Origin of the sequence: Micromonospora tulbaghiae (assembly GCF_900091605.1) — a bacterium.
Lineage (GTDB): Bacteria > Actinomycetota > Actinomycetes > Mycobacteriales > Micromonosporaceae > Micromonospora > Micromonospora tulbaghiae.
Genome location: NZ_FMCQ01000008.1, coordinates 305,578 through 331,394 on the forward strand (window position 1 = coordinate 305,578; position 25,817 = coordinate 331,394).

At 69.7% G+C, this 25,817-nt stretch carries 23 protein-coding genes, 2 tRNA genes and 1 other RNA gene; 19 read left to right on the forward strand and 7 right to left on the reverse strand.

The genetic code is table 11. The features are described from left to right. Positions 1-91: 91 nt before the first annotated feature. Positions 92-2,983, reverse strand: a complete 2,892-nt coding sequence (locus tag GA0070562_RS23220; protein ID WP_091425904.1) for a DNA polymerase III subunit gamma and tau — start codon at positions 2,981-2,983, stop codon at positions 92-94. Positions 2,984-3,090: 107 nt separating this feature from the next. Then, positions 3,091-3,180: signal recognition particle sRNA small type (gene ffs, locus GA0070562_RS23225), an RNA gene on the reverse strand. Between the two features lie 81 nt (positions 3,181-3,261). Between ffs and GA0070562_RS23230 the strand changes: the two genes are divergently transcribed. Further along, positions 3,262-3,346, forward strand: a tRNA-Ser gene (locus GA0070562_RS23230). Positions 3,347-3,409: 63 nt separating this feature from the next. On the opposite strand, the gene GA0070562_RS23235 is transcribed toward GA0070562_RS23230, so the two are convergent. Continuing rightward, complete coding sequence (locus GA0070562_RS23235) at positions 3,410-4,630, reverse strand: RNA polymerase sigma factor (protein ID WP_091425906.1); 1,221 nt, start codon at positions 4,628-4,630, stop codon at positions 3,410-3,412. Next, positions 4,627-4,959, reverse strand: coding sequence for a YciI family protein (locus tag GA0070562_RS23240; protein ID WP_091425909.1), 333 nt, complete (start codon positions 4,957-4,959; stop codon positions 4,627-4,629). Before GA0070562_RS23240 ends, GA0070562_RS23235 begins: the two co-directional genes overlap by 4 nt. A gap of 511 nt (positions 4,960-5,470) precedes the next feature. Between GA0070562_RS23240 and GA0070562_RS23245 the strand changes: the two genes are divergently transcribed. From GA0070562_RS23245 to GA0070562_RS23265, 5 genes are all read left to right on the forward strand, one after another. Then, a complete protein-coding gene (locus tag GA0070562_RS23245) occupies positions 5,471-6,496 on the forward strand; it encodes an NsdA family TPR-like regulatory protein (protein WP_244254203.1) in 1,026 nt (341 codons plus the stop codon). Positions 6,497-6,517: 21 nt separating this feature from the next. Continuing rightward, positions 6,518-7,030: an NUDIX domain-containing protein gene (locus tag GA0070562_RS23250; RefSeq protein WP_091425915.1), complete on the forward strand. Its 513-nt coding sequence runs from the start codon at positions 6,518-6,520 to the stop codon at positions 7,028-7,030. Positions 7,031-7,081: 51 nt separating this feature from the next. Further along, entirely contained in the window at positions 7,082-7,696 is a 615-nt protein-coding gene (locus GA0070562_RS23255; protein ID WP_091425918.1) for a hypothetical protein, read from the forward strand. Further along, positions 7,693-8,214: a hypothetical protein gene (locus GA0070562_RS23260; protein WP_091425920.1), complete on the forward strand. Its 522-nt coding sequence runs from the start codon at positions 7,693-7,695 to the stop codon at positions 8,212-8,214. The genes GA0070562_RS23255 and GA0070562_RS23260 overlap by 4 nt, the downstream gene beginning before the upstream one ends. 102 nt (positions 8,215-8,316) lie before the next feature. Further along, positions 8,317-10,809, forward strand: coding sequence for a hypothetical protein (locus GA0070562_RS23265; RefSeq protein WP_139135496.1), 2,493 nt, complete (start codon positions 8,317-8,319; stop codon positions 10,807-10,809). Positions 10,810-10,877: 68 nt separating this feature from the next. Here GA0070562_RS23265 and GA0070562_RS30370 read toward each other — a convergent pair. Further along, positions 10,878-10,970 (reverse strand) — tRNA-OTHER (locus GA0070562_RS30370). Positions 10,971-11,109: 139 nt separating this feature from the next. Between GA0070562_RS30370 and GA0070562_RS23270 the strand changes: the two genes are divergently transcribed. Both GA0070562_RS23270 and GA0070562_RS30080 read left to right on the forward strand, forming a co-directional pair. Then, positions 11,110-11,979, forward strand: a complete 870-nt coding sequence (locus tag GA0070562_RS23270) for a YDG/SRA domain-containing protein (protein WP_091425926.1) — start codon at positions 11,110-11,112, stop codon at positions 11,977-11,979. Between the two features lie 524 nt (positions 11,980-12,503). Then, positions 12,504-15,776 carry a PIN domain-containing protein gene (locus tag GA0070562_RS30080; RefSeq protein WP_338060920.1) on the forward strand — a complete coding sequence of 1,091 codons (3,273 nt, stop codon included), beginning with the start codon at positions 12,504-12,506 and terminating at the stop codon, positions 15,774-15,776. Positions 15,777-15,804: 28 nt separating this feature from the next. Here the strand turns inward: GA0070562_RS30080 and GA0070562_RS23275 are convergent, their stop codons facing one another. Both GA0070562_RS23275 and GA0070562_RS23280 read right to left on the reverse strand, forming a co-directional pair. Beyond that, positions 15,805-16,485: an HAD family hydrolase gene (locus GA0070562_RS23275; protein WP_091425927.1), complete on the reverse strand. Its 681-nt coding sequence runs from the start codon at positions 16,483-16,485 to the stop codon at positions 15,805-15,807. Further along, positions 16,482-17,348 carry a GntR family transcriptional regulator gene (locus tag GA0070562_RS23280; RefSeq protein WP_091425929.1) on the reverse strand — a complete coding sequence of 289 codons (867 nt, stop codon included), beginning with the start codon at positions 17,346-17,348 and terminating at the stop codon, positions 16,482-16,484. Before GA0070562_RS23280 ends, GA0070562_RS23275 begins: the two co-directional genes overlap by 4 nt. Before the next feature lie 397 nt (positions 17,349-17,745). On the opposite strand from GA0070562_RS23280, the gene GA0070562_RS23285 reads away from it, so the two are divergent. From GA0070562_RS23285 to GA0070562_RS23335, 11 genes are all read left to right on the forward strand, one after another. Continuing rightward, positions 17,746-17,991 (forward strand): DUF6284 family protein, encoded by a 246-nt coding sequence (locus tag GA0070562_RS23285; protein ID WP_091425931.1) that lies wholly within the window; start codon positions 17,746-17,748, stop codon positions 17,989-17,991. Next, on the forward strand, positions 17,991-18,365 hold the full coding sequence (locus GA0070562_RS23290) for an RRQRL motif-containing zinc-binding protein (protein WP_091425933.1): 375 nt from the start codon (positions 17,991-17,993) through the stop codon (positions 18,363-18,365). The genes GA0070562_RS23285 and GA0070562_RS23290 overlap by 1 nt, the downstream gene beginning before the upstream one ends. Next, positions 18,362-19,153: an ABC transporter permease gene (locus GA0070562_RS23295; RefSeq protein ID WP_091425935.1), complete on the forward strand. Its 792-nt coding sequence runs from the start codon at positions 18,362-18,364 to the stop codon at positions 19,151-19,153. Before GA0070562_RS23290 ends, GA0070562_RS23295 begins: the two co-directional genes overlap by 4 nt. A gap of 89 nt (positions 19,154-19,242) precedes the next feature. After that, positions 19,243-19,572: a hypothetical protein gene (locus tag GA0070562_RS23300; RefSeq protein ID WP_091425937.1), complete on the forward strand. Its 330-nt coding sequence runs from the start codon at positions 19,243-19,245 to the stop codon at positions 19,570-19,572. Further along, positions 19,569-19,754 (forward strand): hypothetical protein, encoded by a 186-nt coding sequence (locus tag GA0070562_RS23305; protein ID WP_091425941.1) that lies wholly within the window; start codon positions 19,569-19,571, stop codon positions 19,752-19,754. The genes GA0070562_RS23300 and GA0070562_RS23305 overlap by 4 nt, the downstream gene beginning before the upstream one ends. Further along, complete coding sequence (locus tag GA0070562_RS23310) at positions 19,747-21,990, forward strand: cell division protein FtsK (RefSeq protein ID WP_091425944.1); 2,244 nt, start codon at positions 19,747-19,749, stop codon at positions 21,988-21,990. The genes GA0070562_RS23305 and GA0070562_RS23310 overlap by 8 nt, the downstream gene beginning before the upstream one ends. Positions 21,991-22,132: 142 nt before the next feature. Further along, positions 22,133-22,375: a hypothetical protein gene (locus GA0070562_RS23315; protein ID WP_091425946.1), complete on the forward strand. Its 243-nt coding sequence runs from the start codon at positions 22,133-22,135 to the stop codon at positions 22,373-22,375. Next, entirely contained in the window at positions 22,372-22,668 is a 297-nt protein-coding gene (locus tag GA0070562_RS23320; RefSeq protein ID WP_091425948.1) for a hypothetical protein, read from the forward strand. The genes GA0070562_RS23315 and GA0070562_RS23320 overlap by 4 nt, the downstream gene beginning before the upstream one ends. Before the next feature lie 62 nt (positions 22,669-22,730). Next, positions 22,731-22,967, forward strand: a complete 237-nt coding sequence (locus GA0070562_RS23325; RefSeq protein ID WP_338060921.1) for a hypothetical protein — start codon at positions 22,731-22,733, stop codon at positions 22,965-22,967. Positions 22,968-23,005: 38 nt separating this feature from the next. Next, positions 23,006-23,998, forward strand: a complete 993-nt coding sequence (locus GA0070562_RS23330; protein WP_091425956.1) for a bifunctional DNA primase/polymerase — start codon at positions 23,006-23,008, stop codon at positions 23,996-23,998. Further along, a complete protein-coding gene (locus GA0070562_RS23335) occupies positions 23,995-25,557 on the forward strand; it encodes a hypothetical protein (protein WP_091425958.1) in 1,563 nt (520 codons plus the stop codon). Before GA0070562_RS23330 ends, GA0070562_RS23335 begins: the two co-directional genes overlap by 4 nt. Positions 25,558-25,817 lie beyond the last annotated feature (260 nt).

Here is a 25,817-nt window from a genome sequence, read left to right on the forward strand (position 1 = left end):
GGCGCACGGACCGCTCCTTCTTCCACTCGTCTGCTCGGCCGCGACCAGCCTAGTCGGGCCACGGCACCGCTGAATCGCGGTCGGCGCGCGCTCAGCGCGCGTCCACCTCGTCGATCTTCTCCGCCCCGAACGTCTCACGCAGCAGCTGCACCGCCTGCTCCTCGCTCGACTGCCGGGCGGTCCGCTCGTCGATCACGTCGTCCAGCGGTTCGTCACCCGGATCGAAACCCTCGTAGGCAGGCGCCGCCGCCGGCGCGCCCCCGCCCCGCACCGGGCCGTCGAAGTCCGGGTCGTAGGGCGGCTCGCCCGCCCACTCGGCATCGGCCGTCTTCCGCGCCGGCTGCGCCGCGCGCGGCCCCTTGCCCGGACCACCGCCCGCAGCGGCCGCCGCCGCAGCCGCACGCGCCGCCGCGATCGCGCTGTTCTTCGCCCCCGCCGGCCGCGCCCCACCGGCAGGCGCCGCCGCAGGTGCAGCAGGCTTGGGTACGACGACAGGCGCGGTAGCGGTCGCCGTGCCCCCGCCCGGACGGGCCGCCGCCGGCCAGCCCTCCCCGTCGCCGGTGCTCGCCGCCGAGGCGGTGCTGGTCGCCGAGGCCGTGCCGGTGGCCGCGCCACCGGGTCGGGCCGGCTCCGGCCAGTCCTCCTCGCCGGCCTGGTCGACAGCAGCGGTCGCCGCCGGCCGGTGCGAGGCCTCGGCCGAACCCGCGCCGGCCCGGCCCGGCGGTCCCCCGGCCTGGCTTCTCGCACCTTGACTGCCGGTGGCCGGGCTGCCCGTGGCTCCTCTGCCCGTGGTGCCGTCCGAGCCGGAGGTGTCCTGTCCATACCCGGCGTCCGCCGCGCCCGCGTTCGGGCGGACACGCCCCGCATCGGCGTCCGGACGGCCCTGAGCGGTACCTGCCGCCCCGGCATCCGGGCGACCGGACACGGCGTCGGACGCCGGACCAGGCGGGGCGGTCACCGGGCGGGCCGGAGCGCTGTCGGACGCGTTGCGGCCCGGTGCGGCGTCGGCCTGCGCGCGGCTCGCCCCGGACGGGCGGGACGGGCCGCCGAGTGAGGCCGCGCCGCGCTCGCCCGCCACCTCGCAGCGGATCTGCCAGCGACCGCCCAGCTCCTCGTAGAGCGCGTCGGTCAGCACGGCGGCGTGATCGGCCATCATCTTCGCCAGCACCGTCGACTTCACGGTCAGCACGAGCGTGTCGCCGTCCAGGTCGCGTACCACCGCGTCACGCATCAGCGCGGCGATCCGCTTGTTGCTGCGGTTCACCTTGCCGACCACCTCGGGCCAGACCCGGCGCACCGCGACCGCGTCGAGCGCGCCTGGATTGCCCGCTCCGGGGCGGGGCGGCTCGGGCGTGGCCGGATCCGGCATCACCGCGGACGGCGGTACCGGGCGTCGGGCAGCAGCCTGACCGGAAGTCGCCGAGCCGGCGGCGGCCGACGCGGGGAACCCGGCGTCCGTGTCGGGGTGGACCTCGGCAGCCGCTGTCGCTTCGGTCGCCGCCAGGGCGAGACCCGGGCCCGACTCGGCGGCGGACGGGCCGGAGTCGGCAGCCGCACCAGCCGGGGCGGGACGGGTGCCGGTAGCCCCGACGGCAGAGCCGGGGCGGGAACCAGGGGCGGCGTTCCGGGCACCCGCCGCAGCGGCGGCAGCGGCACGTGCGGCGGCGGCACCGGCCGGGGCACCGGCAGCCGCCGGCGTGCCGGCGGAATCCGGGTGGACCGCGGCGGCAGCCGCGCCCGGGGCGGGAGCCGCCGGGCGTACCCCCTGGTTCTGAGTGGGATGCGCGGAGTCGGCGGCGGCCGGCGGCAGCTCGGCGCCCCCGAGCGTCAGCCGGCGCTCCATCCGCTCCAGGCGCTGAAGCAGGCCGGCCGAGGAGTCGTCCGCGCCGGGCAGGAGCATGCGCGCGCAGATCAGCTCCAGCAGCAGCCGGGGCGCGGTGGTGCCGCGCATCTCGACCAGGCCGTTGTGCACGATGTCGGCGCAGCGGGACAGCGTGGCCGGGCCGAGGCGGTGGGCCTGGGCGGCCATCCGCTCGATCTGGTCGGCCGGGCCGTCGATGAGGCCCCTGGCGGCGGCATCGGGCACCTGCTGCAGGACGATCAGGTCGCGGAGACGTTCCAACAGGTCGGAGGCGAAGCGGCGCGAGTCGTGCCCGGCCTCGGCGACCCGGTCGACGGTGGCGTACGCGGCGGCGCCGTCACCGGCGGCGAGCGCGTCGCACATCTCGTCGATCAGCGCGGCGTCGGTGACACCGAGCAGCGCGGCGGCCCGGGCGTAGTCGACGCCCTCCGGGCCGGCGCCCGCGATGAGCTGGTCGAGCACGGAGAGGCTGTCGCGCATGCTGCCCCCGCCGGCGCGCACCACCAGCGGGAAGACCGCCGGCTCGACCTTGACGCCTTCTGCCTCGCAGAGCTGCTCGAGGTAGGGGCGGACCACCTTCGGCGGGAACAGCCGGAACGGGTAGTGGTGGGTCCGCGACTTGATCGTGCCGAGGACCTTCTCCGGTTCGGTGGTGGCGAAGATGAACTTGACGTACTCCGGGGGCTCCTCGACCAGCTTGAGCAGGGCGTTGAAGCCGGCCGACGAGACCATGTGCGCCTCGTCGATGATGTAGATCTTGAAGCGGCTGCGGGCCGGGGCGAAGAACGCCTTCTCGCGCAGCTCACGGGCGTCGTCGACACCACCGTGGCTGGCCGCGTCGATCTCGATGACGTCGATCGAGCCGCCGCCGTCGGGAGCCAGCCCGCGACACGAGTCACACTGCCCGCACGGCTCGGGGGTGGGGCCCTGTTCGCAGTTGAGGGAGCGGGCCAGGATCCGGGCGCTGGAGGTCTTGCCGCAGCCCCGCGGACCGGAGAAGAGGTAGGCGTGGTTCAGCCGCCCGCTGCGCAGCGCCTGCGACAGCGGCTCGGTGACCTGCTCCTGGCCGATCATCTCGGCGAACGTCCGCGGCCGGTACTTGCGGTAAAGGGCCAGTGCCACCCGTCCCGCCTCCTCTCGACCGAGCCATTCTGCGCCGGTCGGCCCCGGGTGACCACCCACCACCCCGTGACCCGACCCGCAGCGACGTTACCCGGCCCGGGAGACAGAAAGGCCTCCCGTGCACCCGGCAGAGCTCGCTTATCCTTGCTGCCTTCCGGCCCTGGGGAGGTTCACGAGGTACCGCCGCACGGGAGGTGACGCCAAGCCTACCCGAAGGGTTGTGGATCTTCCGGGAGGGTGGGGTGGCCCGCCGTCGGGAGACCTGTATCCTGGCTCGCGGAGGATTCGCCTAGAGGCCTAGGGCGCACGCTTGGAAAGCGTGTTGGGTTTACACCCTCACGAGTTCGAATCTCGTATCCTCCGCTCGCAGACGACAGGGTCGGTTCCCGCACGGGACCGGCCCTGAGTCGTACTGCGCGGCGAGACTCACCGGCCGCTCAACTGGTCCCGCCGCCGCCTCAAATAGGCCGTCTCCGCGCTGTTCCCGGCCAGCTCGATCGCCCGTTCGTACGCCTCACGCGCCTCCCCACCCCGCCCCATCCGGCGCAACAACTCGGCGCGCGTCGCGTGGTACGCGTGATAGCCGTCCAGCGGCAACCCGTCCACCTCGGCGAGCGCGACCTGCGGCCCGTCGAGTTCGGCGACCGCCACGGCCCGGTTGAGCCGCACGATCGGCGACGGGTCGACGCGTACCAAATGGTCGTAGAGCGCGGCGACCTGCGCCCAGTCGGTGTCCCGCGCGTCGCGGGCGTCGGTGTGGACGGCGTTGACCGCGGCGAGGATCTGGTAGCGGCCCGGCGGCCGGCCGGCGGCGATGCACGCGCGGACCAGGGCGTGCCCCTCGGCGATGAGCTGGCGGTTCCAGGCGCCGCGGTCCTGCTCGGCGAGGACGACGAGTTCGCCCGTCGCGGACACCCGGGCGGGCCGGCGGGCCTCGGTGAGCAGCATCAGCGCCAGGAGACCGGTGGCCTCGTGGTCGTCGGGCAGCAGCGTACGGACCAGCCGGGTGAGCCGGATCGCCTCGGCGGTCAGGTCCGCACGCACCGCCTCCTTGCCGGGATCGGACGCGAGGTAGCCCTCATTGAAGATCAGGTACAGGACGGCGAGCACGCCGCTGACCCGGGCCGGCAGGTCGTCGCGGGACGGCACCCGGTACGGGATCCCGGCCGCCTTGATCTTCGTCTTGGCCCGCGTGATCCGCCTGCTCATAGCGGCTTCCTGGACGAGGTACGCCCGCGCGATCTCCGGCACCGTGAGCCCGCCGACCAGGCGCAGCGTCAACGCCACCCGCGCCTCCATGGCCAGCGCCGGGTGGCAGCAGGTGAAGATCAGGCGGAGCCGGTCGTCGTCGATGACACCGAGCGGTTCCGGGACGTCGGCCAGCATCAGCGCCTCCCGGTGCTTGTCCTCCCGCCGGCTCTCGCGCCGGATCCGGTCGACGGCCCGCCGGTACGCGGTGGTGGTGAGCCACGCGCCGGGGTTCGGCGGTACGCCGTCGGCCGACCACCGCTCGACGGCGGCGGCGAACGCCTCGGCTGCCATCTCCTCGGCGACGTCGAGGTCGCCGATGCGCCGGGCGAGCGTGGCGACCACCCGGGCCCACTCCTCACGGTGGACCCGGGTGAGCACCTCGCCGACGTCGGTCACGCGCCCAGGAACGGCCGCAACTCGACCCGCCTGTTGCACCGCTGCGACGCCAGCGCGGCGAGCGGGAGCGCCACGTCGAAGTCCGGCGCGTCGATGATCCAGAACCCGCCGACGTACTCCTTCGTCTCCAGGTAGGGCCCGTCGGTGAGCACCGGGCCACCGTCCCGCGCGTCCACGACGGTGGCCGTCTCCGGCGCCGCGAGGCCACCGGCGAAGACCCAGTGGCCGTCGGCTCGCAGCCGCTCGTTGAACTCACCGATCGCGGCCATCTCCGCGTCGGTGGCCGATCCGGTCGTGTCGTCGAGTACGGAGATCAGGTACTGCGCCATCGGTTCCTCTTTCACTCTGGTCGGCCGCCGCCCGGGCTGCCGTCACCCCGGCTACGAACGCCGCCACCCCGATCCGACAGCCTCCGACGAGGTCGATCACCCAATTCTCGTACGTGGCACGTCAAAGCTCTCGTCCTAGTCATGGCCGGTTATGCGTTGCATGTATAACCGACAGTCACTGAGCAGGTTGAATAAGTGAGTGATCGCGGCATCGAGGCCAGACAGGTGTGCGCGTTGCGGCGCCAACCTGGCTGCCGACAACGGCTCGGGACGGTGCGCTCCCTGTCAACGAGCGGAGCGGGACCGCATCGTCGCTGCTCCCGACGTTCCACCCAGCTTCTGGTCCCATGAACCGCTTCGCCATGCGCTTGCGGATCGACACCTCGGTCGCGTTGTCCGTGCCTACCGTCACCATCCCTATCACGGGCGACAGCCGCTGCCCCAAACCACTGTCGCCGGCTGGTTCGGGATTACGCAGGCGCAACTGAGCCGCATCGAGAACGGACCAGCGGTGGTGCACCTCGACCGACTGGCGCATTGGGCCCGCGTGCTGCGGATACCCGCGCACACCTTGTGGTTCCGACTGCCGCCCGCACCAGGTGACACCCCGGTGCCGGCCGATGCGGTGGAGGTAGGTCCTCACCTGATCCGCGCACTCCGGTCCGCAGATCGTCAAGTCGGCGGCAAGAACCTCTACAGCGCCGTGCTGGCACACCTCGTCACCTTCTCCAGGCCGACAGGTCGTCCTCCTGCCATGCCCCCGCAAGTGCTCATGGCGACCACCGTCCTGCACGAGATGGCCGGATGGATGGCACACGATTCCGGGGACAGCACGACGAGTAGACGGCACTTCCTTGATGCCTTGGCGCTCGCCGTCGACAGCAGAGATGCGCTGCTGGTGGCGCAGGTGCACGGAAGCCTGAGCCACCTCGCCTGCCACGGTGGAAACGCGGAGGCCGCGATCTCACATGCCAGCGACGGGCTCGGGGCCGTCGCTCAAGAGGAGGCCGGCGCTCTGATACGCGCCCGTCTTCTCGTCTTGCAGGCACGCGGCCTCGCCGCGGCGGGTCTCACCGCCGACTGCCACGCTTCCCTTCAGCGGGCTGAGTCCGCCTTCGCGGAGGCGGCACCTGCACCCACCGAATGGCTGAGTCCATTCGACCGCACCTCGTTCGATATCGAGTCGGCGCGCTGCCTGCTTCGCCTCGGTGACGTCACGGCCGCTCTTCGCATCCTCAACGGCAACGTCACCGAGCGGCCGGGCGGCCGGGTGCGGAGTCAGGCGCTCGCGCGGATGCTCCTGGCCACCGCGCTCGTCGGGCAGGCCCGGATCGAGGAGGCGTGCGACCTGACGCACCAGACCGTCGAACTCACCCACGGTCTGGGATCGGCTGTCGTCCTCGACCAGCTCAGACATCTCGCACTGCTCCTGCGGTCGCATGCCGTCCGGTGCCCGGACGTGCCACAGCTTCTGGACCGGCTTCGCGACGCCATCCGGGAGCGGAGATGGGTGGCGCTGCCGCTGCCGACGAAGTGAGGACGGCTGACAATCGTCGGTATGGCCGACGAGCGTCCCCTGTACGAGCGAGATCCGGCAGCCTGGCAGATCCACCTCGCCGAGGGCAACGCGCGGCAGCCCCGGAAGCGGGTGGGGGCCGACGTACTGCTGCGCAACGGTGACGGCGACATCCTGTTGGTAGATCCGCGCTACAAGCCGGACTGGGACCTGCCGGGCGGCATGGCGGAGGCGAACGAGCCGCCGCACCTGGCCGCCGAGCGGGAGGTACGCGAGGAGTTGGGTCTCGAACTGCGCGTCGGGCCGTTGCTGGTCGTGGACTGGGTGGCACCGCACGGCCCTTGGGACGACAGCTTGATGTTCATCTTCGACGGCGGCGCACTGCCTCCCGCCGAGCTGTTGAAACCGGCTGACGGCGAACTGGCCGACGCACGATTCGTTGCGCTCGATGATGCGCAGGCGCTGCTTCGCCCGTACGTTTGGCATCGGCTGCGTCACGCGGTGGCCGCGCTGAGCGACGGACGCCCGAGGTACCTGACCAACGGAACCATCTGAGACCGTCGTACACATGTTCCATCCACAGCCTGTGGACGCCGAGAGGACCGGATGAGTTACCAGCTCAGCGCCGTGGTCGCCGACGTCGAGCTGCTTCGCGAGCAGACCGCCGACCTGGACCACGCGGTGCTCGCCGCGCTCCGCCAGGACTTCGCGCTACTGCCGGTCACCCCGCAGCTGGTGCAGGAGCTGACCGGCGGCCTGCCGGATTACGCCACCGACGAGCCGCGCGCCGAGCGTCCGTTCCGGCTGGTGCTCTCGCCGCCGCTGGCGGACGTGCTGGCCCGCTGGTCGAGAAGCGGCCCGGTGGCGTACCTGGAGGCGGAGTTCGCGGGCGGGCTCGGCCACCAGTCGGCGGTCGTCTGGCTCGGCGGCGAGGTGAGCTGGGGGCCGCGTTACGACGCCGCGCTGGACCGGCCGCGGACCGAGTGGCCGATCAACACCGCGCTGGCCCGGCTGGGCGCGGAGCCGGGCGCGTGGATCGACCCGTTCGCCGAGCTGGGCCTGCACCTGGAGCGCGACACGGACGGCTGGCTGACGCACGGCCGGCGCGGACTGTCCGCCGACTACTGGGACGAGCTGGCCGACGAGTGGGAACTGCGCCAATCCGACCAACAACAGCAACCTCATCGCCCTGGTCCCGTTGGTGACTGGGGGATTGCATGAAACTACGACAATTCGGCTTTATTGCCGCACTACTTGCTGCCGCGTCCGCAGCCGGCAGCGGCGTTCATCCACAATGGCCGGCCCGTCCGGTCGGCGCCGCCCAGGTGGTCAGTCTGGAGGGTCTGCGCAACGCGGAGTTCGGCGACACCGAGGCGGACCTGACCCGGCGCGGCGTGCTGCGCGCCGACGAGGCGGCCTGCGGGCCCGCGCTCGTCGGGCACGGTTCGGTCAGCCCGATCTTCGTCGACGACCGGCTCGTCCTACTCTGGCTCGACGACCCGATGAGCACGCCCGAGGGCGTCAGCGCCGGCACACCGGTGGGCGAGGTCCGCGCCGCGTACCCCGGCGCCGTCGACCTGCCGGCGCCGCGCGGCAGTCACCGCTTCGCCGGGCTGCTCGCCCGCGACGGCGACCGCGCGTACCTGTTCCTGCACGACGGCGTCACCGTCCGCGAGATCATCGCCGGGTACGCGGACTGGGCCCGCCGCCTCTTCGACGAGGGTTACGGCCCCTGCTGATCGAGCGGCAAGCACGACCCGCAAGCCGATTGTTGGCGATCGATCCACATGCGATCATCTCGTCGCTCGCGCAGATCGCGCGACGTCTACGGGGGAGTCCGCATGCGTACAGTCGTGCCCGATCCATGGTGGAGACACCTGGCGAAGTGGGCGGCAGTGGCCGCCATGAGCATCACCGCGGGAGGTCTGCTGGCCGGCCCGGCAACCGCCGCCCCGGCGGCGGAGCCGTCGCCGCGACCCGCCGCGACGACCGAATCCGCACGCCCCGCCGCGGCGCCGTCGACCCCGGCGCCCACCACCGCCGCACCCGCCCCGGATCGCAGGGCCAAGGCGTCGACGACGGCGACGGCCACCAGCGGCGCCGCGACCTGCGGCGGCAAGCTCCCGCTCGGCCAGGTCAAGAACTGCGCCTCGATCACCGGTGACACGAAGCAGACGTGGAAGGTCACCTCGACCGTCGACCAGGACACCCTCTTCATCCGCCTCCGCGAGGTGTCCGGTGACGGCGTCGGCGCCCAGGTCCACGGACCCGACGGCGTCCGCGCCTGCTTCGCCGGCTCGTACCTGACGGACTGCCGGCTGGGCGCCGCGGGCACCTACACGATCACGGTTTCCCTCACCTACGACACGGGCCAGGGCGCCTACTCGCTGTCCGCCGAGTCGATGCGGACGCCCTCCACCTGCGCCACCCTGTCGGAGAGCTTCTTCTCCTTCGCCTCGGCCGGTCGCAGCGGCACGCTGCCCGCCGGCCTGGCCGCCCGCTGCATCACGTTCACCCAGCCCACCGGCACGGTCCTGCACCTGGCCGATCCGGGCGGCGGCGGGAGCATCGAGGGCTCGATCCTGGACGGGCAGTTCCAGCCGCTCTGCACGGTGCGATACACCACGGAGTGCACGCTCGGCGAGCCCGGGCCGTACCGGCTCTTCCTGCACCAGAGCTACGGCGACAAGGCGACCTACACGCTCAAGATGCCGCGGATCTCGAGGGCGGTCGGCTGCCCGGCCCTGCCGCTGGCCGCGTTCGGTGACCCCGGGACGGCGGTCGGCACCGGGAGTGTGCCGCCGAGCGAGGGCATCAGCTGCCAGGCGCTGCGGGTCGCCACCCCGGGCCCGCTGGTCGTCCGCTTCGACCAGTACGCGAATCAGCACCTCTACTGGCGTGTGTTCGACGACGCCGGCCGGGAGGTGTGCGGAGAGTACGAGTCCTGGCGTTCCTGCGCGGTACCCGCGGCCGGCCCGTACACGCTGCTGGCCCAGAACTCGAACTGGGAGCCGGTCACCTACCGGGTCGCGGTGACCCGCCTCGACGGGACCGCGGGCTGCGCCGCCCCCACCGGGACGACCTGGACGCAGCCCACGCTGACCGTGCACCAGACCTCGCCGGTGCAGACCAACTGCCAGCCGTTCCAGGGCGAGGCCGGTGACCGGGTCATGGTCTACCGGGCGCCGGACCGGTACAACGACGTCTTCTCCTGGCTGGTCGATGCGCAGGGTGCCGTGCTCTGCACCGCCTACTCGGAGAGCGACGGCTGTGTCCTGCCGTCGACCGGCACCTTCCGGGTCGTCTCGTACCTCTCCCGGTGGGAGCCCGACGACACCGACCTGACCTACCGGATGCAGGTGCGCGACCTCAACGATCCGACCGGCTGCCCGACGGTCAGGCCCGGCGCCTACAACGCCGCGCCGGCCGGCGCGCTCGCCGGCGTCCGCTGCCGCGTCCTGGACCTGCCCGAGGGCACGTTCCGCGTCAAGGCGGTCGGCGAGGACAACTACCGGCAGTACGCGAACGTCTACGACGGTGACGGCCACCGGCTGTGCACGGACGAGTGGTGCCAGGTTCCCGCCGCCGGCCGGTACACGCTGGTGCTCAGCGGCGGCGTCCCGGACGCGGTGATCGACGACAACCTGCGGTACCACCTCGCGGTGCTGCCCTGGATGCCGTCCGACTGCCGGCCGGTGTCCGACAACGGCTGGCAGGACGCGCCGGTGCGAGGGCGGCTCGCCACTCCCGCACAGTTCGACTGCCTGGAGCTGAGCAGCCCCGCGGGCGCTGTTCTCACCGGACTGTTCCCGGGCGACGCCACGGGAGCCGGCCGCCCGGAGATGAGGGTGGTCGACTCCACCGGCGCATGGGTGTGCGACGAGTACTCGCTGCGGCAGTACCACTGCGAGCTGACCGGCCAGGCCCCGTTCCGCGTCGTACTCAACTCGGGCAACGGCGACGCGGACGGGCCGTACTCCCTCGCGTTCGCCCGCACCGACGGCCCGCCTGCCTGCCCGACGCTGACGGCGGGTACGACGGGCGCCACCGTGACGACGAGCGCGGAGCGCTTCGGGGTCTGCCTCTCGATCCCGGCCGACGAGCGGGGCGCCACCGAGTCGATCACCTGGAAGCGGACCGGCGGCACCGGTGACGCCCGCCTGTCGGTGTTCGACTCGGCCGGGCGCCGGTACTGCGGACCGACCGGCTACTCGACCGAGCGGACGATCTCCTGCACGCCGCCGGCCGGGCCGGTCACGGTGGTCCTGGAGGCGGACGCCGTCGACGCCACGTACCAGCTCACCCACCGGGACGCGAGCCAGCCTGCGGGCTGACCGGCGACCCGACGCGGAACGCCCGGTCGATCCTCACGGATCGACCGGGCGTTCTCGCTGTTCACGAGCGGTGGCGGAGGGATTTGAACCCTCGGAGGGCGTAAACCCTCACACGCTTTCGAGGTCTGCGACCATGCGTCCGTCCCGGTTCGACCACCACCGTGACCTCGGCACACGCCATCGAACGAACGGCAGCGCGCAACCGCGTACCGAGGCGAACGAGACCGCAACTGAGACCGTCCACGCGATGCCCCCAGTGGCCGCCCCGCGGGTGTCGGTCTCTTGCCCTATCGTGCCGCCATGGCTTCCGAGCGAACCTACGGCGAGATTCCTGGCTACCCACCCGGCTCAGCCTTCAAAAACCGGGATGAGCTCGCCGCGTCTGCCGTTCACCGCCCGAACCAGGCCGGAATCTGCGGAGGCAGGGACGGCGCGGAGTCCATCGTGGTTTCCGGTGGCTACGTTGACGACGAGGACTACGGCGCGGAGCTCGTCTACACGGGCCAGGGCGGCAATGACCCGGTCACAAAGCGACAGATCGCGGATCAGCAGCTGACCCGCGGCAACCTCGGGCTCGCACGCAGCCAGATCGATGGCAACCCGATTCGGGTGGTGAGGGGGGCCGGCGGAGACCCAAAGCACTCCCCTGGAGCCGGTCTCCGATACGACGGGCTGTTCCGGGTAGTCGACCACTGGCGCGACACCGGCAAGGATGGCTTCAAGATCTGGCGGTATCGCCTGGTCGCCATCGAGAGCAGTGACCCGCCCCCGAACAACACTGGCACTGCCGGCCAGTCCGCCGCCCGCACGGAAGCCACAATCCAGCGCCTTGTGAGGAGTACGGCTGTCGCCAACGGCGTAAAGCGCCTCCATCGATACAAATGCCAGATCTGTGGAATCCAACTGTCGACACCAGCTGGCCTATACGCAGAGGCTGCGCACATCCGAGGGCTCGGAAAACCACATAACGGTCCCGACGTGGCAAGCAACGTCCTGTGCCTATGCCCGAATGATCACCTGCTTTTCGATGCCGGCGCAATCTACATCGACGTGAACGGTGTTGTCAGACAGACGGAAACCGGCGACGAGCTTGGAAGTCTTCGGCTGACGCAGGGCCACTCGGTGGACTGGGCGCAACTGTCGTATCACCGGGAACATCACAAGCCATAAAGTCTAAGCGCCGACCCAAAAGCACCGACCAGATCGCGCTATACCACCGTCAAATGCAAATACAGGCCCAACTAGCAAAACCGGAGTCGCGCAGGATGATAGAGGTGAGCGTTGCCGCGATTGTTGGGCTGGGCAAACAAATCGGCCCTCTCGCCAAGCTGGCCGGCCCCATGTTCAAGGTCGGCAGATGGTGGTGGGCGCGCTGGCAACGCCGTGTCGCCGCGGATGTCGCTCAACAGTCGCCATTCCCCGTCCCCAAGCGGGCCCTCCGGAAAGCACTTCGGACCCCTGAGATGCTGCGCGTGTTGGGGCCAAACGACGAAAAGTCTGCAGCGGGCGCGGTAGCAGTCCTACGCAGCCATATGGATAGCGCCAAGGAGTGGCGCAACCTGACACCATCGGAGGCCGAGTCACGGGCCACGCGGTTAGTAGTGCTGATACAAAGCAATCTATTGGCGCGCCTGGACCCATCGCAGGCTGTTAGCGTGGCTGACTCAAGGTCACACCAGCGACACGTGGCTGAGATGGACGCGATCAACGGGATTGCCCGTTCTTTTGAGGCAGATCGGCGGCTAGATACGTTAGCCGCAGCCCTTCCTCCCTTCTTACACACCGAGATCCTAGAGAACATCGACCGTACCCCCAATCTGTCGACCCTTGCATACGCACTGGTGGATAGTATCGATCCGCGAAGCACGTTGAGCGATTGGGCGGAATCTCCTCCACGGTGGTTGGACCAATCGACGCCACGAGCATGGATTGTCTTTGCTGAGGCGCTCGCGGCCTTCGATCTAAAGCCCGAAGCAGTGCAGGCGATCGGAAATGCGATCGATGCTGGGATCCCTAACCGGCCATATTGGCTTGCTCGCATCGCCCTCCTGGAGTCGTTAACCCCAGCAGCGGCCGACGCACTTCGGCAGCAGGCCGGTCAATCTCAGCACCCCCTCTCTAATGCGGCGCTAGCCATAGCAGGGAACCGGTTCTCAGACGCCGCATCGGATCTGAATCAGTGGGCCCCGGATGCACCACGGGATGACAATCTCCGTTTGACTCTCAAGGCAGAGTGCGAACGTCTGCTTGGTCAGACCCAGAACCAGCTGGAGACCCTAGCGATCCTTATCGAGATGTACGAGGATGTTGCAGCTCCCCGACTGCTCCTAGCCACCGCTCTTCTCACCCGAGCACAGCGACGGGAATCTCAGGCTGTTGCTGCTGACGTACAACGCGCCGCGGAGCTAGCGCTTGAGGCACGTGACCGCCGCAGACGTTGGCGCGGCGACAGCACCGAGGCCGCGGTACTCGCAGCTAAAGCGCTAATGATGGCCCATGATTTGGGTCGCATGCGGTCAGTGGCAACAGCCGAGCCTATAGGCGAAGCAACAGCCGCAGAAGCGGCATCACCAGAACTAAGATCGCAAGCTGCTATCGCCGCCGCAGTTATGGGCTACCACGCGGAGGCTTTGGAACTCGTCGCTGATAACACGCCTTTTGCCGCCGCCGAAGTCGCCGCACTCATCGCTGAAGCGAAAGACGACGGCTCCGACCGCGCCCATGCCGATATACAGAATGCATGGAGGGCCGTTTACGCAGCCGCATCTTCGGATGAAGAACGGCTTGGCGCGGCACGGGGAGCGATTTTGGCCGGCGTACCCGAGGTAGAGCTCGATAACTTGCCTGCGCAGGTCCGAGAACATCTAGAGGACACCCTCCGGCTTGCACAAGCACTAGGGCTCTCCGGTGGACCCTCTAGCCGCGATCAAATAATCGGACAACTGCGACTAATGAAGCGAAGTGAGCCGTACGCGGCTCTCAAGCTTGCAGAGCTCGTGGGGCAGACGGAGGGACCAGCCGCTGCGGCTGCGGAACTCGTTGAAGCAGCCGATTGCTTTAATGACCAGTTCTTCCGCCTGATGGCTACGTCGCTACTGTACGAAGCCGGGCTCCACGAGGCTTCTGCTCTTGCCGCCAATGAAGCGCTTGCCAAGTCGCCGAGAGACTGGCCAGGCCGACGACGCGCCCTCATGGCTTTAATCAATGTCTCTCAAGCGCTGGGCAATTGGAGCGAGGCTGCGACTTATTCAGGCCAACTTCTTGCCCTTGATCCGCGCAATGAAAAGGCAGCATGGGCTCAGGCGCAGTCCCTTTGGAACGACGATAAGGCAGACCAAGCATGGGCTTCCTTGCGAGCGAACTTCTCGGGTTCGCCTCGTCCCTCCACTCAGCAGGAGGGGCTACTACTCTTGCGCTTGATGCGCCAGTTCGGCGAACGACGCGACCTCATTTCTTTGGCGGTAGAGCTAATCCGCACCCATCAGGACGACGACGACTTCGTCGCTAATGTGCTGCTGATTTCTTACATGCCCGCTTCAAGCGCCGACGACGCCGAGCCCGCCGACGAGGCGCCTGAACAGGCTCAGCTCAACGAGCTCTTTCAGAGGTTTACTAGCACTTTCCCTCAGCATCCCGCCCTGACAACCATTTCCGGGGAAGACGACGACCAGTTCCTGGCGCGGATCAAGGAAATGATGAGGCGCGGCGCGGAGGCCCGCGCAGAAGTCACCAAGCTGGTATCCGAAGACCAATGGCCTGTCGGGGCTCTGGCGATAACCTCACGCAAGCAGTACGCCTACGCAATCATCGCGCGGGGCGCCGGACACCGCTTCATCCGTTCGGCCGATCCAGCCGCGCGTACAGCATCGCGCGACACTGTCGGGCGCGCACTGGATCCGGCGGATTCATCTAGGCTACTCGTCGACGCATCGGCCATTTACACTCTATCCGGCCTCACAGACGGCGTCGCCGCGGTGCTTCGCGGATCAATGCCCTCACAACACATTACTAGCGCTGCCCTTTACGACATACGTGGGACGCGACATGAACTGGCAATGCCGGCTGCGGGTTACCTGAACTATGATGCTGAAAGTGATGAACTGATATTCAGCGAGCCGGACGCCGAGGAAGTCAATAGGCTACGATCACGAGCCGTGGCGATGGTTGCCATAGCGGAATCTCTTTCTCGCTTGCCTACCACGCCGCTCAGTGATACATCGTCAAATGGTCAGCGATCAGAACCATGGCTCGGCAACATCGACGTCGCAGCACAGGGAGGATACCTTTTCTGGTGTGACGATGCCGTGCTTCGCCAATTGGCTAGGTCCCAGGGCGTTGCTGCCTTCGGAACGTTCGAGCTTGCTGAGGAGTTACTTCGGAGAGGGCGACTGTCAAGCGATCAATGGTCAAGCCTCCTGATCTCACTCGCGAGCGATTACGCAGCGGACCTGCCGTTGACAGTCGATCTGTTGAGTACAGTCGCCGCTCATGACAACTGGCTTCCCAAAGCTGCCGCGTTTGCGCTAAGTCGTCTGGAGACCTGGAACAAGCCCGAAGTCCCGAGTGAGGTACTCCGTCAAGCAATCAATAAGAATCTGACTCAACTAGACGTCGTCGAACATTGGGTACGATGTGGCGCCAGGGCGCTAACGAGTACGCGCCTAGAGCCCAGTGTTGCCGGCAACAATGCGGCACTGCTGCTTCAATACGTGGTAAGCCTTCCTGCAACACGGCCCGCGATCATCCGTGTCGCGTTGAGTGCAATTCGGTCTGAGACCAACGTACGTGGCCTTGCCGACCCGTGGCCAGCGACCTGCCGAAAGCTGCATTCCTCTCTTCTCAGCGAGAGGGGGGAGGCAGAAGCGGCAGCAGTGGCACTGGCAGTGTGTTCGGAGCTTAACCCGGAGGACAGGAGAACGATGATGTCTGTTATTTTCGACCCCCGTCGCAGGCCACCGTCTGCCTAGGCGCGGCCAGAGCTATTCACAAAGCCTCCTAAAGCAAGGCGTTCGCGAGCTCGCTCATGCTGACGATCACTGCTTCAGCTCCGGCGGACCTGAAGGCGTCCGCCTTCGTCGGTCGATTCGCATAGCCAATAGCTAAGACTCCGGCGGCATGCGCCCCTTCAATGTCAGAAAGTGAATCACCAACCAAAACACAGCGATTCGGAGCCTTTCCGAGAGCGCGGACCGCCTTCATGACCGGTTCTGGATTGGGTTTCATCCGTGCTGGCTCGGCATAAGCCCGCCCGACCACCGGCGACACGTACCCGGCGAGCCGGTGAGCGGTCAGGTAGGACGTAATGGCGCTGGCAGAATTGTTGCTTACCACTGCTACAGGTAACCCGGCCTGCCGAGCGGCCACGATGACCTCGCGACCGTACGGCGTTGGCTCGGCAGACTCGGCGGCAAGGCGCTCAGCGGCACAAAGAGCTTTCTCCACTGCCCGCGTCAGGCCCCGGTCACCGGCCGCCCCGATCCGGCGCAGAACTTCAAGTGGGTCTGGTTCGCTCGCGAGATCCGGCGGCACGTCTACCCCGCAGCCTCGGAGCACGTCGACCAACTCGGCGGCAACGTGCGGCGCCGGGTAGCCGGCAAAGATGCTGCATACCGGCCCATCGAAGTCGAGCAGCACAGCGTCTACTTGGTTAAGCAGCCGGCCGAGCTCGGCGCTCATGCCTCGTACCGGTAGGCGATTGTCGACCAGACCGAGTCGAACCACTGGCGGGACGCCTCCACGAACTGGGTGCCGTGGGAGGTGTCATCGTCGGTCACCGCGTAGTGGAACAGCGGCACGTCCTTGCCCATCAGGTCATAGATCGCCATAGGCTCGCCCTTGATTGAGACGGTCCGCTCAACGACCGGGTAGAAGCCGTAGAAGACCTCGTCGCCGTTCAGGATGTAAAGCTTGAACAGCGGAGACGCCCGGTGCATCCGAACCTCAGCCGTCGCCGACCGAACTAGGCCGAGGTCACCCAGCTCGGCGACCTGATCGATGATGCCGTCAGCCGCCCGCCGAGTGATGCGCTCGGCCCGCTCGCGTACCGCTGGGTCGTCGGACTGCGTCTCGGCCCGCGACGGCAATGCCATGGGTGCGGTCATGTCAGAGATCAGAACTCGTACCGCGATCGTCTCCGGTGCAAGCCGGCCGACACGCACCTTGTCGAGCGCCTCCGCAAGCGCGTCGCGCAGCGTCTCCCCCGAGAACCCGGCAAAGTCGATGGTGACGTGGGGCCGGTCGAACGAGGCCTCGATGTGCGGGCGCAACTCAACCGCCCGCTGCGTCTGCGCTCGGACGAAGGCCCCGCTGCCCTGTCGGGAGACGATCAGCCGCTCTGCCCGAAGCAGCTCCAAGGCTCGCTTGACCGTCTCCCGTGCTACGCCGTAGCGGGCGGCTAGCTCAGGCTGTGAGGGCAGTTTGTCGCCCGGGGCGAGCCGGCGCGTGAGGATGGCGGCCCGCAGCTTGTTGGCGATCTGCTGCGAAGCCTGCTTGGGGTCGTCGGGATCTAGCTGACCGAGGAAGTCAAGTTTCTCGCTCACCCGCTCACCGTAGCGCTGACTAGCCAAGTTAGAAAAGTTCGCCGCGCCCCCTTGACCTGACTAGCCAAGCCGGCCTACGTTCATGGCGTTGATCCTGGCTAGCCAGGACCAACAAGCCGAGGCGGAAGCCGGGGAAGGCAGCGCATCCGCTGCACGCCCACGGGCCGGTCGTGTGGTCGTTCATTCAGAACTTCACAGCAGAAGCGCCGCGTGGATCCGTCCGCGGCAACCCCGCCTTGAGTCACACGGTGGCCGACCCCGGTAGATCCCGGGCGAGCGGGGCGAGCGGCCGAATCTCGGCGCGCGGCCAGCTTCTGCCTCTCATCGCACCAAGTGCGCGACCGCTATTGGTCGCTTCTCCGTTCATTGCTCTGCATCGAGTCACCGGAGGTCTCCCGTGAGACAGCACCTCATCCCCGTCACCGCCGAGCCGGCCGCTCAAGACCTGGCGGCCATCGAGGCCGAATGGCCGCTGATCGCCGCCGAGCTGGACGTCCTCGACGCCGAAATCACCCTGCTCTACGCCGAGGACCACGGCGGCCCGACCGCGCTGGACTGGCGGCGGCTGCGCCGGGCCGAGGCTCGAGTCACCCGCGCCGCCGCCGACCTGACCACCCGCAGCAACCCGCACCGCGCGGCCTGATGTCCCGCATCCGCGCTGCCTTTCACGATCCGGACGGGGCGCGGTACGGCATCCCCACCTACTGGTGGCGAGGTGCCCCGCCCGGCTACGCCACCCGCCGCCAACTGACCGCCGCCGGCCTACGCCCCGGCGGACAGCCGATCGCCGCTCAGATCCTGTGGCGCGGCGTCGGCGGCACCCGCGCCGCCTACCTCTACCGGGTCGACCTGGCCCGCCCGAAGCGCACTGCCACCCCCGCCCAGCTCCGGGCGGTCCGCGCCGCGCTGACTGCCCGCCGCACCTGCCCGACATGCCGGCAGGTCCTCGGCTACTACATCCCGCGCTCGCTGGGCGAATGCCTCGCGTGCGCCTACCCGTTGGAGGACGCAGCATGACCGCCCCCACGATCAACGGCACCCGCTACCCGCAGCCCATCGAAGACCTGTTGCCCGCCGCCCGCGCCCTGGACCTCCCTGACGGGGAGGCGTTCCCGTCGCGTAACCGGCTCATGCGGGAGTTCCGCATCGGCGCACCCAAGGCCGGTGAACTGCTCGCCCTGCTCAAGGCCGAGCCCGTTGCGCCGCCGGTCGACACCGCCGAGTCGGACTCCACGAACCCGGCCGAGGCGCCGGCCGCACCCGAGCCCATCCCGGCGGTCGAGCCGGACCCGACGCCCGCGCCGGAGATCACGCCGCCCGACCTGCCGGCCGAGGTCATGCCGGTCGGTCGCCCGGACACGCCAACCCCGACCGCCCCGGCCCGCCGGGCGGTGGCCTGGCCGGTGGTGCTGCTCGCCCTGCCGGCGTTCGTCGCGATTTGGTCCGGGTGGGTCGGCCTCGGCGGACTCACCGGATTCGGCATCGTGCACCCGCTACCCGGCATCTGGGACAGCTTCTCCATCAACTCCGCGATCACCCTGCCGATCGGGGTCGAGACGTACGGCGCGTACGCGCTCTACGTGTGGCTCTCCGGCCGGGTACCCGCCCCCGCGCTGCGGTTCGCCAAGTGGTCCGCCCTCGGGTCCCTCGCCGTGGGCGCGCTCGGCCAGGTCGCCTACCACCTGCTCGTCGCCGCCGGGGTCACCTCGGCCCCCTGGTGGATCACCACCGCCGTCGCCTGCCTCCCCGTCGCGGTGCTCGGCATGGGCGCCGCCCTCGCACACCTCGTCCGCACCCACGACTAGCGCCGCCCGGCGGCACGGCCCCTGGCTTCCCAACCTGCGCCGTGCCGCCGGCCTCACCCATCCGGCATCAACCATCAGGAGAGACCTTGATGTTGTCACCCCGCCGGGCACTGCGCGCAGCAGCCGCCCGCCTGCGCCACCGCCGCCCCTACTGGCTCGGCACCCCGCTCCGCGCCACGATCACCGCCGCCGCGAGCGGCGGCTACACCCTGCTCATCGACTACAACCAGGGCACCGAATGGGTTGACCTGCCGCCCCGCACGGAGCCCTACGACAGGCCCGACGAGCGGGAGTTCACCGCCGTGGCCGCCGCCCTGGCCGCGCGTCGGCTGATCCGCACCACGCCGTGGCAGATCGACGCGCACGGCCGGCTGTTCGCCCCGGTCGTCGTCTTCCGCCCTGGTAAGGCGACCCGGTGAGCGCCCCGAAGCGGTCCGCCGCCGCGAAGTCCTCGCCGAGCGAGGACGTGTTCAAGGGCTTCGGCAAGTCCCGGGGCGGCTTCACCGGCACCGCCAAGGGCAGCGGCCGGACCTGGAACGACAACGAGCACCGCCCGACCTCCCGTACCCCCGCGACCCGCAAGGAGGCCCGCCGTGGCTAGCCCCACCCCTCACGATGACGAGCGTTTCGACTGGCAGGCGGCCGAGGCCGACCTGTCCGACCCCAACGGCCCGGACGGCCCGGATGCCGAGGTGGTGGACCTGGACGCCGCCCGGTCCCGCCGTCAGGCATCCGCCCCTGACGGTGACAGCGACCCGGACGACGACCGGCCCGAGGGTGGGCCGGTGCTGGTCGACAGCGTGGAGGCGCAGCGGCGGCCGCGGTTCTCCCTCGCGGGGTTCCGCGACGCCGAGCGGGTGCCGATCGTGCCCGGGTGGCTGCGCTCCCGGTCGGAGTTCGCCGGGAACATGGCGTGGGCCGGTGGGTTCGGCCTGCACGCCCTGGCCTACCACGGGCTGCGCGCCCCGAAGTACACCGTGAAACTGGCCTGGCGTGCCCCGGTCGGGGTCGGCCGGACGGTGCGGGGCTACGGGCGGTGGCTGTTCGACCTGGAAGGCGAGCCGGTCCGGCAGTCGGTGGTCCGCGCCGCGATCGACAAGCCTGAAGAGGCCCGCACCTATCAGGGCTTGTCGCGGCAGCGTGACCGGCGGGTGCGCTGGCGCGGCTTGACCGCGATCCCCGCCGTGCTGGCGCTGTTCACCCTGACCGGGGTGCTGCTGGCCGCGCCGGGCGCGGTGCAGCTCGCCGCCCTGACCGTGGCGGTGGCGGTGTTCGGGTTCGTCGGCGCACCGGCCGATAAGCCGCTGCTCGACACGGCCGTGGTCCGCACCGCCGCCGCGCCGCTGACGAGCGTGGAGGTGTTCCATGCTCTGGCCGCGTTGAACATCAAGGGCATCAACGACGCGATCCGCCGGGGCGACAACGGCAAGCGTTGGTTTACCGCCCCGATCACCCGGGAGAACGGCACCGGGTGGCGGGCGGAGGTGGAGCTGCCGCGGGGGGTGACCGCTTCCACGGTGGTTGACAAGCGCGAAGAGTTGGCCGCCGCGCTCACCCGCCCGCTCGGGTGCGTGTGGCCGGAGGTCAACGCCGAGGTGCACCCCGGCATGCTGACCCTGTTCGTCGCTGACAAGGACCTGTCGCGCGCCAAGCAGAACCCCTGGCCGCTGCTCAAGTCCGGCACGGTCAACCTGTTCAAGCCGTTCCCGTTCGGCACCGACCCGCGCGGCCGTGTCGTGACCCTCACCCTGATGTTCGCCTCAATGATCATCGGGTCGATTCCGCGTATGGGTAAGACGTTCGCGCTGCGCCTGGCGCTGCTCGGGGCCTGCCTGGACCCGCGTGCGTGGATTCTCGCGTTCGACCTCAAGGGCACCGGTGACCTGTCTCCGTTGGAGCCGGTCGCGCACCGCTACCGGGCCGGTGACGACGAGGAAGACATCGAGTACGGCATCGCCGCGATGCGGGAGATCCGCACCGAGATGCGCCGCCGCACGAAGGTCATCCGCGAGCTGCCGCCGGACCTGTGCCCGGAGAACAAGGTCACCGACGACCTGGCCAGCAAGAAGTCCCTCGGCTTGCATCCCGTCGTGATCGGCATCGACGAGTGCCAGGTGTGGTTCGAGCACCCGAAGTACGGCGACGAGTTCGAAGAGATCTGCACCGACCTGATCAAGCGCGGCCCGGCGACCGGGATCACGCTGATCCCGGCCACCCAGCGACCGGACGACAAGAGCCTGCCCACCGGGATCAGCGCAAACGCGGTGCTGCGGTTCTGCCTCAAGGTCATGGGCTACCGCGAGAACGACATGGTGCTCGGCCAGTCGATGTTCAAAAGCGGCATCCGGGCGACCATGTTCGCCAAGCGGGACAAGGGCATCGGCTACCTCGCCGGTGAGGGCGACGACCCGACCATCACCCGCACGTTCGAGATCGACAGCCCGACCGCCAAGGCCGTCGTCACCCGGGCGCGGGTGCTGCGGGAGCGGGCCGGGAACATCACCGGCCACGCCGCCGGGCACACCGTCACCACCGACGCCGTACGACGGGACACGATCCTTGAGGACGTCCTCGCGGTCATGGGCGATGAGGACCCGAAGCTGTGGTCCACCGTCATCGTCAAGCGCCTCGCCGCGCTGCGGCCCGACGTGTACGCCGGGTTCACCGCCGATCAGCTCCGCGAGGCGCTCAAGCCGCACGGGGTGAAGACCGGCCAGGTGTGGGGCACCGACCCCGACACCTCCGAGACCGGCAACCGCAAGGGCATCACCCGCGCCCATGTCGCCGACGCGCTCACCAAGCGTGACCGCGACAACGGTTCCGCCGGCCGCAAGTAGGCCGAGATTCGCCGCTAGGTCTAGCGGCACCCACCGCTAGACCTAGCGGCACCGCTAGCGACCCATCAAAACCCTGGCCAGCGCCCTATCACCTAGCGGCGTCGGCTGATCGCACCCTCAAAACGGCCCGTGGAGGCGTTTCATGCTGACCATCGCCGCGCTAGCTAGCCTGACCATCCTCGGTTACGCAGCGTTCTATCTGATCAAGTGCTACGCCGTGCCGTTCGGCCCCTGCCGCCGCTGCAAGGGCACCGGAGAACGACGCGGCCTCATCCTCCGGCTCAAGCGGGAGTGCCACCGCTGCGCCGGCACCGGCAAGCGGGTGCGCGTCGGCCGCCGCGTCATCGAACTCGTCCGCGACGAGTACCGGGCCGGCACCCGATGAATCGCCGCAACCCCGACCCACACACCGATTGGTGCGCCGGAGGTCACCGCTGCGGCCTCGGTGAGCACCGCTCCGACGAGATCGTGGTCGACCTGCCCGGCCACGGCCGCGCCGTCCTGGTCCGCGTCCGCACCGCCACCGGCCGCGAGCACGCCGAGGTGCGCGTCCGCGTCGCCCTGGCCGCTGCCGAGCTGCCCGCCCGCCGACAGTTGGTCGGGTTGCTCGGCGACCTGCGCCAGGCCGTCACCCGCGCCGCGATCGCCGCCCGACCTCGACCGAGGCGGGCCGCGTGATGCCCGCGCCGCGCCGCGATGGCGCATCGCCCCGCGACCCGCATCTCACCGGCGGCCTCGAAGTGTGGTTGACCGGCACGCAGGCCGAGCTGGATGCCGCCACCGCCGCCCTGACCGCCGCCGGACGGGTGGTTCAGCACGGCACCCGGCGGCCGCTGACCGGTGCCGACGCCGGCCGCCACCGGCTCTACCTGCGCCTCACCGTCGCCACCGGCAGACAGCCGACCCGCGCCCCGGACACCTCGCGCGGCGCCCTGATCGACCTCGACGCCGCCCGCGCCCACCGCCGGCCCGCCTGACCGCCGGCCCTCGGCTCGACCCTGAACAGGAGCTCCCCATGTCTGACCTGCTCGCCGCCGCGCTCGCCCACGCCGCGCGCGGCTGGCACGTCTTCCCCCTGCGGCCCGACGACAAGCGACCCGCGTTCCCCGACCACACCGCCGACGACTGCACCGGCCGCGACCCGCGCTGCCGCACCGGCCACGTCGGTTGGGAGCAGCGCGCCACCACCAACCCCGACCGCATCCGCCGCGCATGGTCGAGCCGGCCCTACGGCATCGGCATCGCGTGCGGCCCGTCCGGTCTGGTGGTGGTCGACCTGGACGTGCCCAAGCACGCGGGCGACACCCCACCCGAGGAGTGGGCGGGGGCGTGCGACGGGTGGGACGTGTTTGCCACCCTCGCCGTCCGGAACGGCACCCCCGTCGATCCGTTCGACGGGTTCGGCCCGGACGCCCCTCCCCGCACCGGCATCGACGCCACCTACACCGTGGGCACCGGCAGCGGCGGCACCCACCTCTACTACCGCCACCCGACCGGCGGCCCGGCCCTGCGCAACACCACCGGCGACCGGGGCGGCCTCGGGTGGAAGGTCGACACCCGCGCCCACGGCGGCTACGTCGTCGCCGCCGGGTCAACGGTCAACGGCCGCCCGTACTCTGTCGCCCTGGATCACGAGCCCCGGCCGCTGCTCGAATGGGTGGCCGGGCTGCTCGCCCCCGCCCCTCGCCCGGTCCGGCCGGAAGCCGCGGTGACCCTGCCGGCCGACCGGCACGGCCGGTACGTCGCTGCCGCGATCCGCCGCCAGGTCGCCCACCTCGCCGCCGCCACCGAGGGCCAGCGCAATCACGCGCTGTTCGCCTCGGCCGTGGCGCTCGGCCAGCTGGCCGCCGGGGGCGCGCTCACCGACGACGACGTGACCGCCGTTCTGGAACCGGTCGCCCTGTCCCTCGGTCTCCGGCCTGGCGAAGTGAGCCGGACGATCGCGTCCGGCCTGCGGGTCGGTGCGCGGCAGCCTCGCTACCTGGCCGACCTGGGGAGGGTGGCATGAGCGGCACTCGGTTGCAGATCGGCACCGGCCCGGAAACCATCCGCGTGCTCAAAGCGGCCCTGGTCGATGGGCTGCTGCCCGACACCTACGTGTCGGCCGGGTCGCTGGTGCATATGGAAGCCGTCTCGGGCGGCCTGGCCACCGCCGCTGATGAGGATTCGCCGCTGCCGGTGTCGGCGAGCGTGGTCACGCCGGCCGGGCTGGCAGGGCTGCTCGCCGAGCACGCCTACGTGTACCGGCTCAAGACCCGCAAGAGCGACACCGGCGACCCGGAGGTGTTCGAGGAAGAGGTCACCCCGCCCCGGGACACGCTCGCCTCGGTGCTGGCGGGGAAGACGTGGCCGGGTGTGGCGCCGCTGCGCGGCATCATCGGCGCACCCGTGCTGCGCCGCGATGGCACCCTGTTGCAGCAGCCCGGCTATGACAAGGCCACCGGCCTCTACCTCGCCTCCAAAGTCGCCCTGCCCCCAGTGCCCGACGAGCCCACCGCCGAGCAGGTGGCCGAGGCGCGCACGTTCCTGCTCGGCCGGTTCCTGCGCGACTTCCCGTGGGCCAGCGCGGCTGACCGGGCGAACTACGTGGCGCTGCTGGCCACGCCGATCCTGCGGCACTTCACCCGCTCTCTGACGCCGTTCGCGCTGATCGACGCCACCATGCCGTCATCCGGCAAGACGATCCTGACCGCCGGCCCCGGGATGCTCTACGGCCAGCGCGTCATGACCTGGGCCTACTCGGATGAGGAACTGCGCAAGTCCATCACCGCCGTTCTCGCGGAGCAGGTCGGCGTGGTCATCTGGGACAACCTCGCCGAGGGCAGCGTCATCGACTCCGCCGTGCTCGCCCAACTCGTCACCAGCGGCGTCTGGTCCGACCGGCAGCTCGGGGCGTCGCGGAACATCGCCACCGTCAACGACCGGCTGTGGATGGCCACCGGCAACAACTTGCAAGTCGGCGGGGACATGGCGAGCCGCACCGTCCGCGTGCATCTCGACCCGGACATGCCCCGCCCCGAGCTCCGCGACCAAACCGGGTTCGGTATCCCGCACCTCGACCAGTGGATTACGGACCCGACCAACCAGCTCACCGTCCTGTGGCACCTCCTGGTCCTCGTCCTCGACTGGACCCGCCAAGGAGCGCCCAGGGTGTCGGGGCTGTCGATGCGGCAGTTCACCCCGTGGGCGCAAGCCCTCGGCGGGTTCCTGCACCACCACGGCATCGACGGGTTCCTCACCAACGCCGCCGACATCCGCGAGATCGATGAAGACGAAACGCGCTGGCGCGCGTTCCTCACCACCTGGCACGACCGCCACGGCGGCCGTGCAATCACCGCCGCCGACCTGCGCCGCGACGCCGAGCCGGTGCAGCTCGGCAGCGACATCCACGATCCGTGGGACGGGCAGTTCATCACCACCCACAACGGCCGCCTACCCAACCCGCTGCAACTCGGACGGATGCTCACCGGACAGGCCGGACGCTGGCGCGGCAACCACGTCATCCGCGCCGGCCGCAACGACCGAGGCGACCGGGCCGTCTTCTGGGTCGAGCACCACGACGGATGAAAACCGCTGAACCATCTCCGCATCTCCGCAACGCCGCACCAACCCGCCACCACCAGCGGAAACACTCTGCGGAGATCAGAGCATCAGGAATCCTCGATCTCCGCATCTCCGCAACCTCGTGCGGAGATGAACCCCGATTGCGGAGATGACCGGTCAACGGCACTCCGCATCTCCGCAAGCATTCGCCCAGCTCACAGCCATGTTTGCGGAGATGCGGAGATGCGGAGATGGTTCAGCCCCTCCCACAACGAGCACCGACC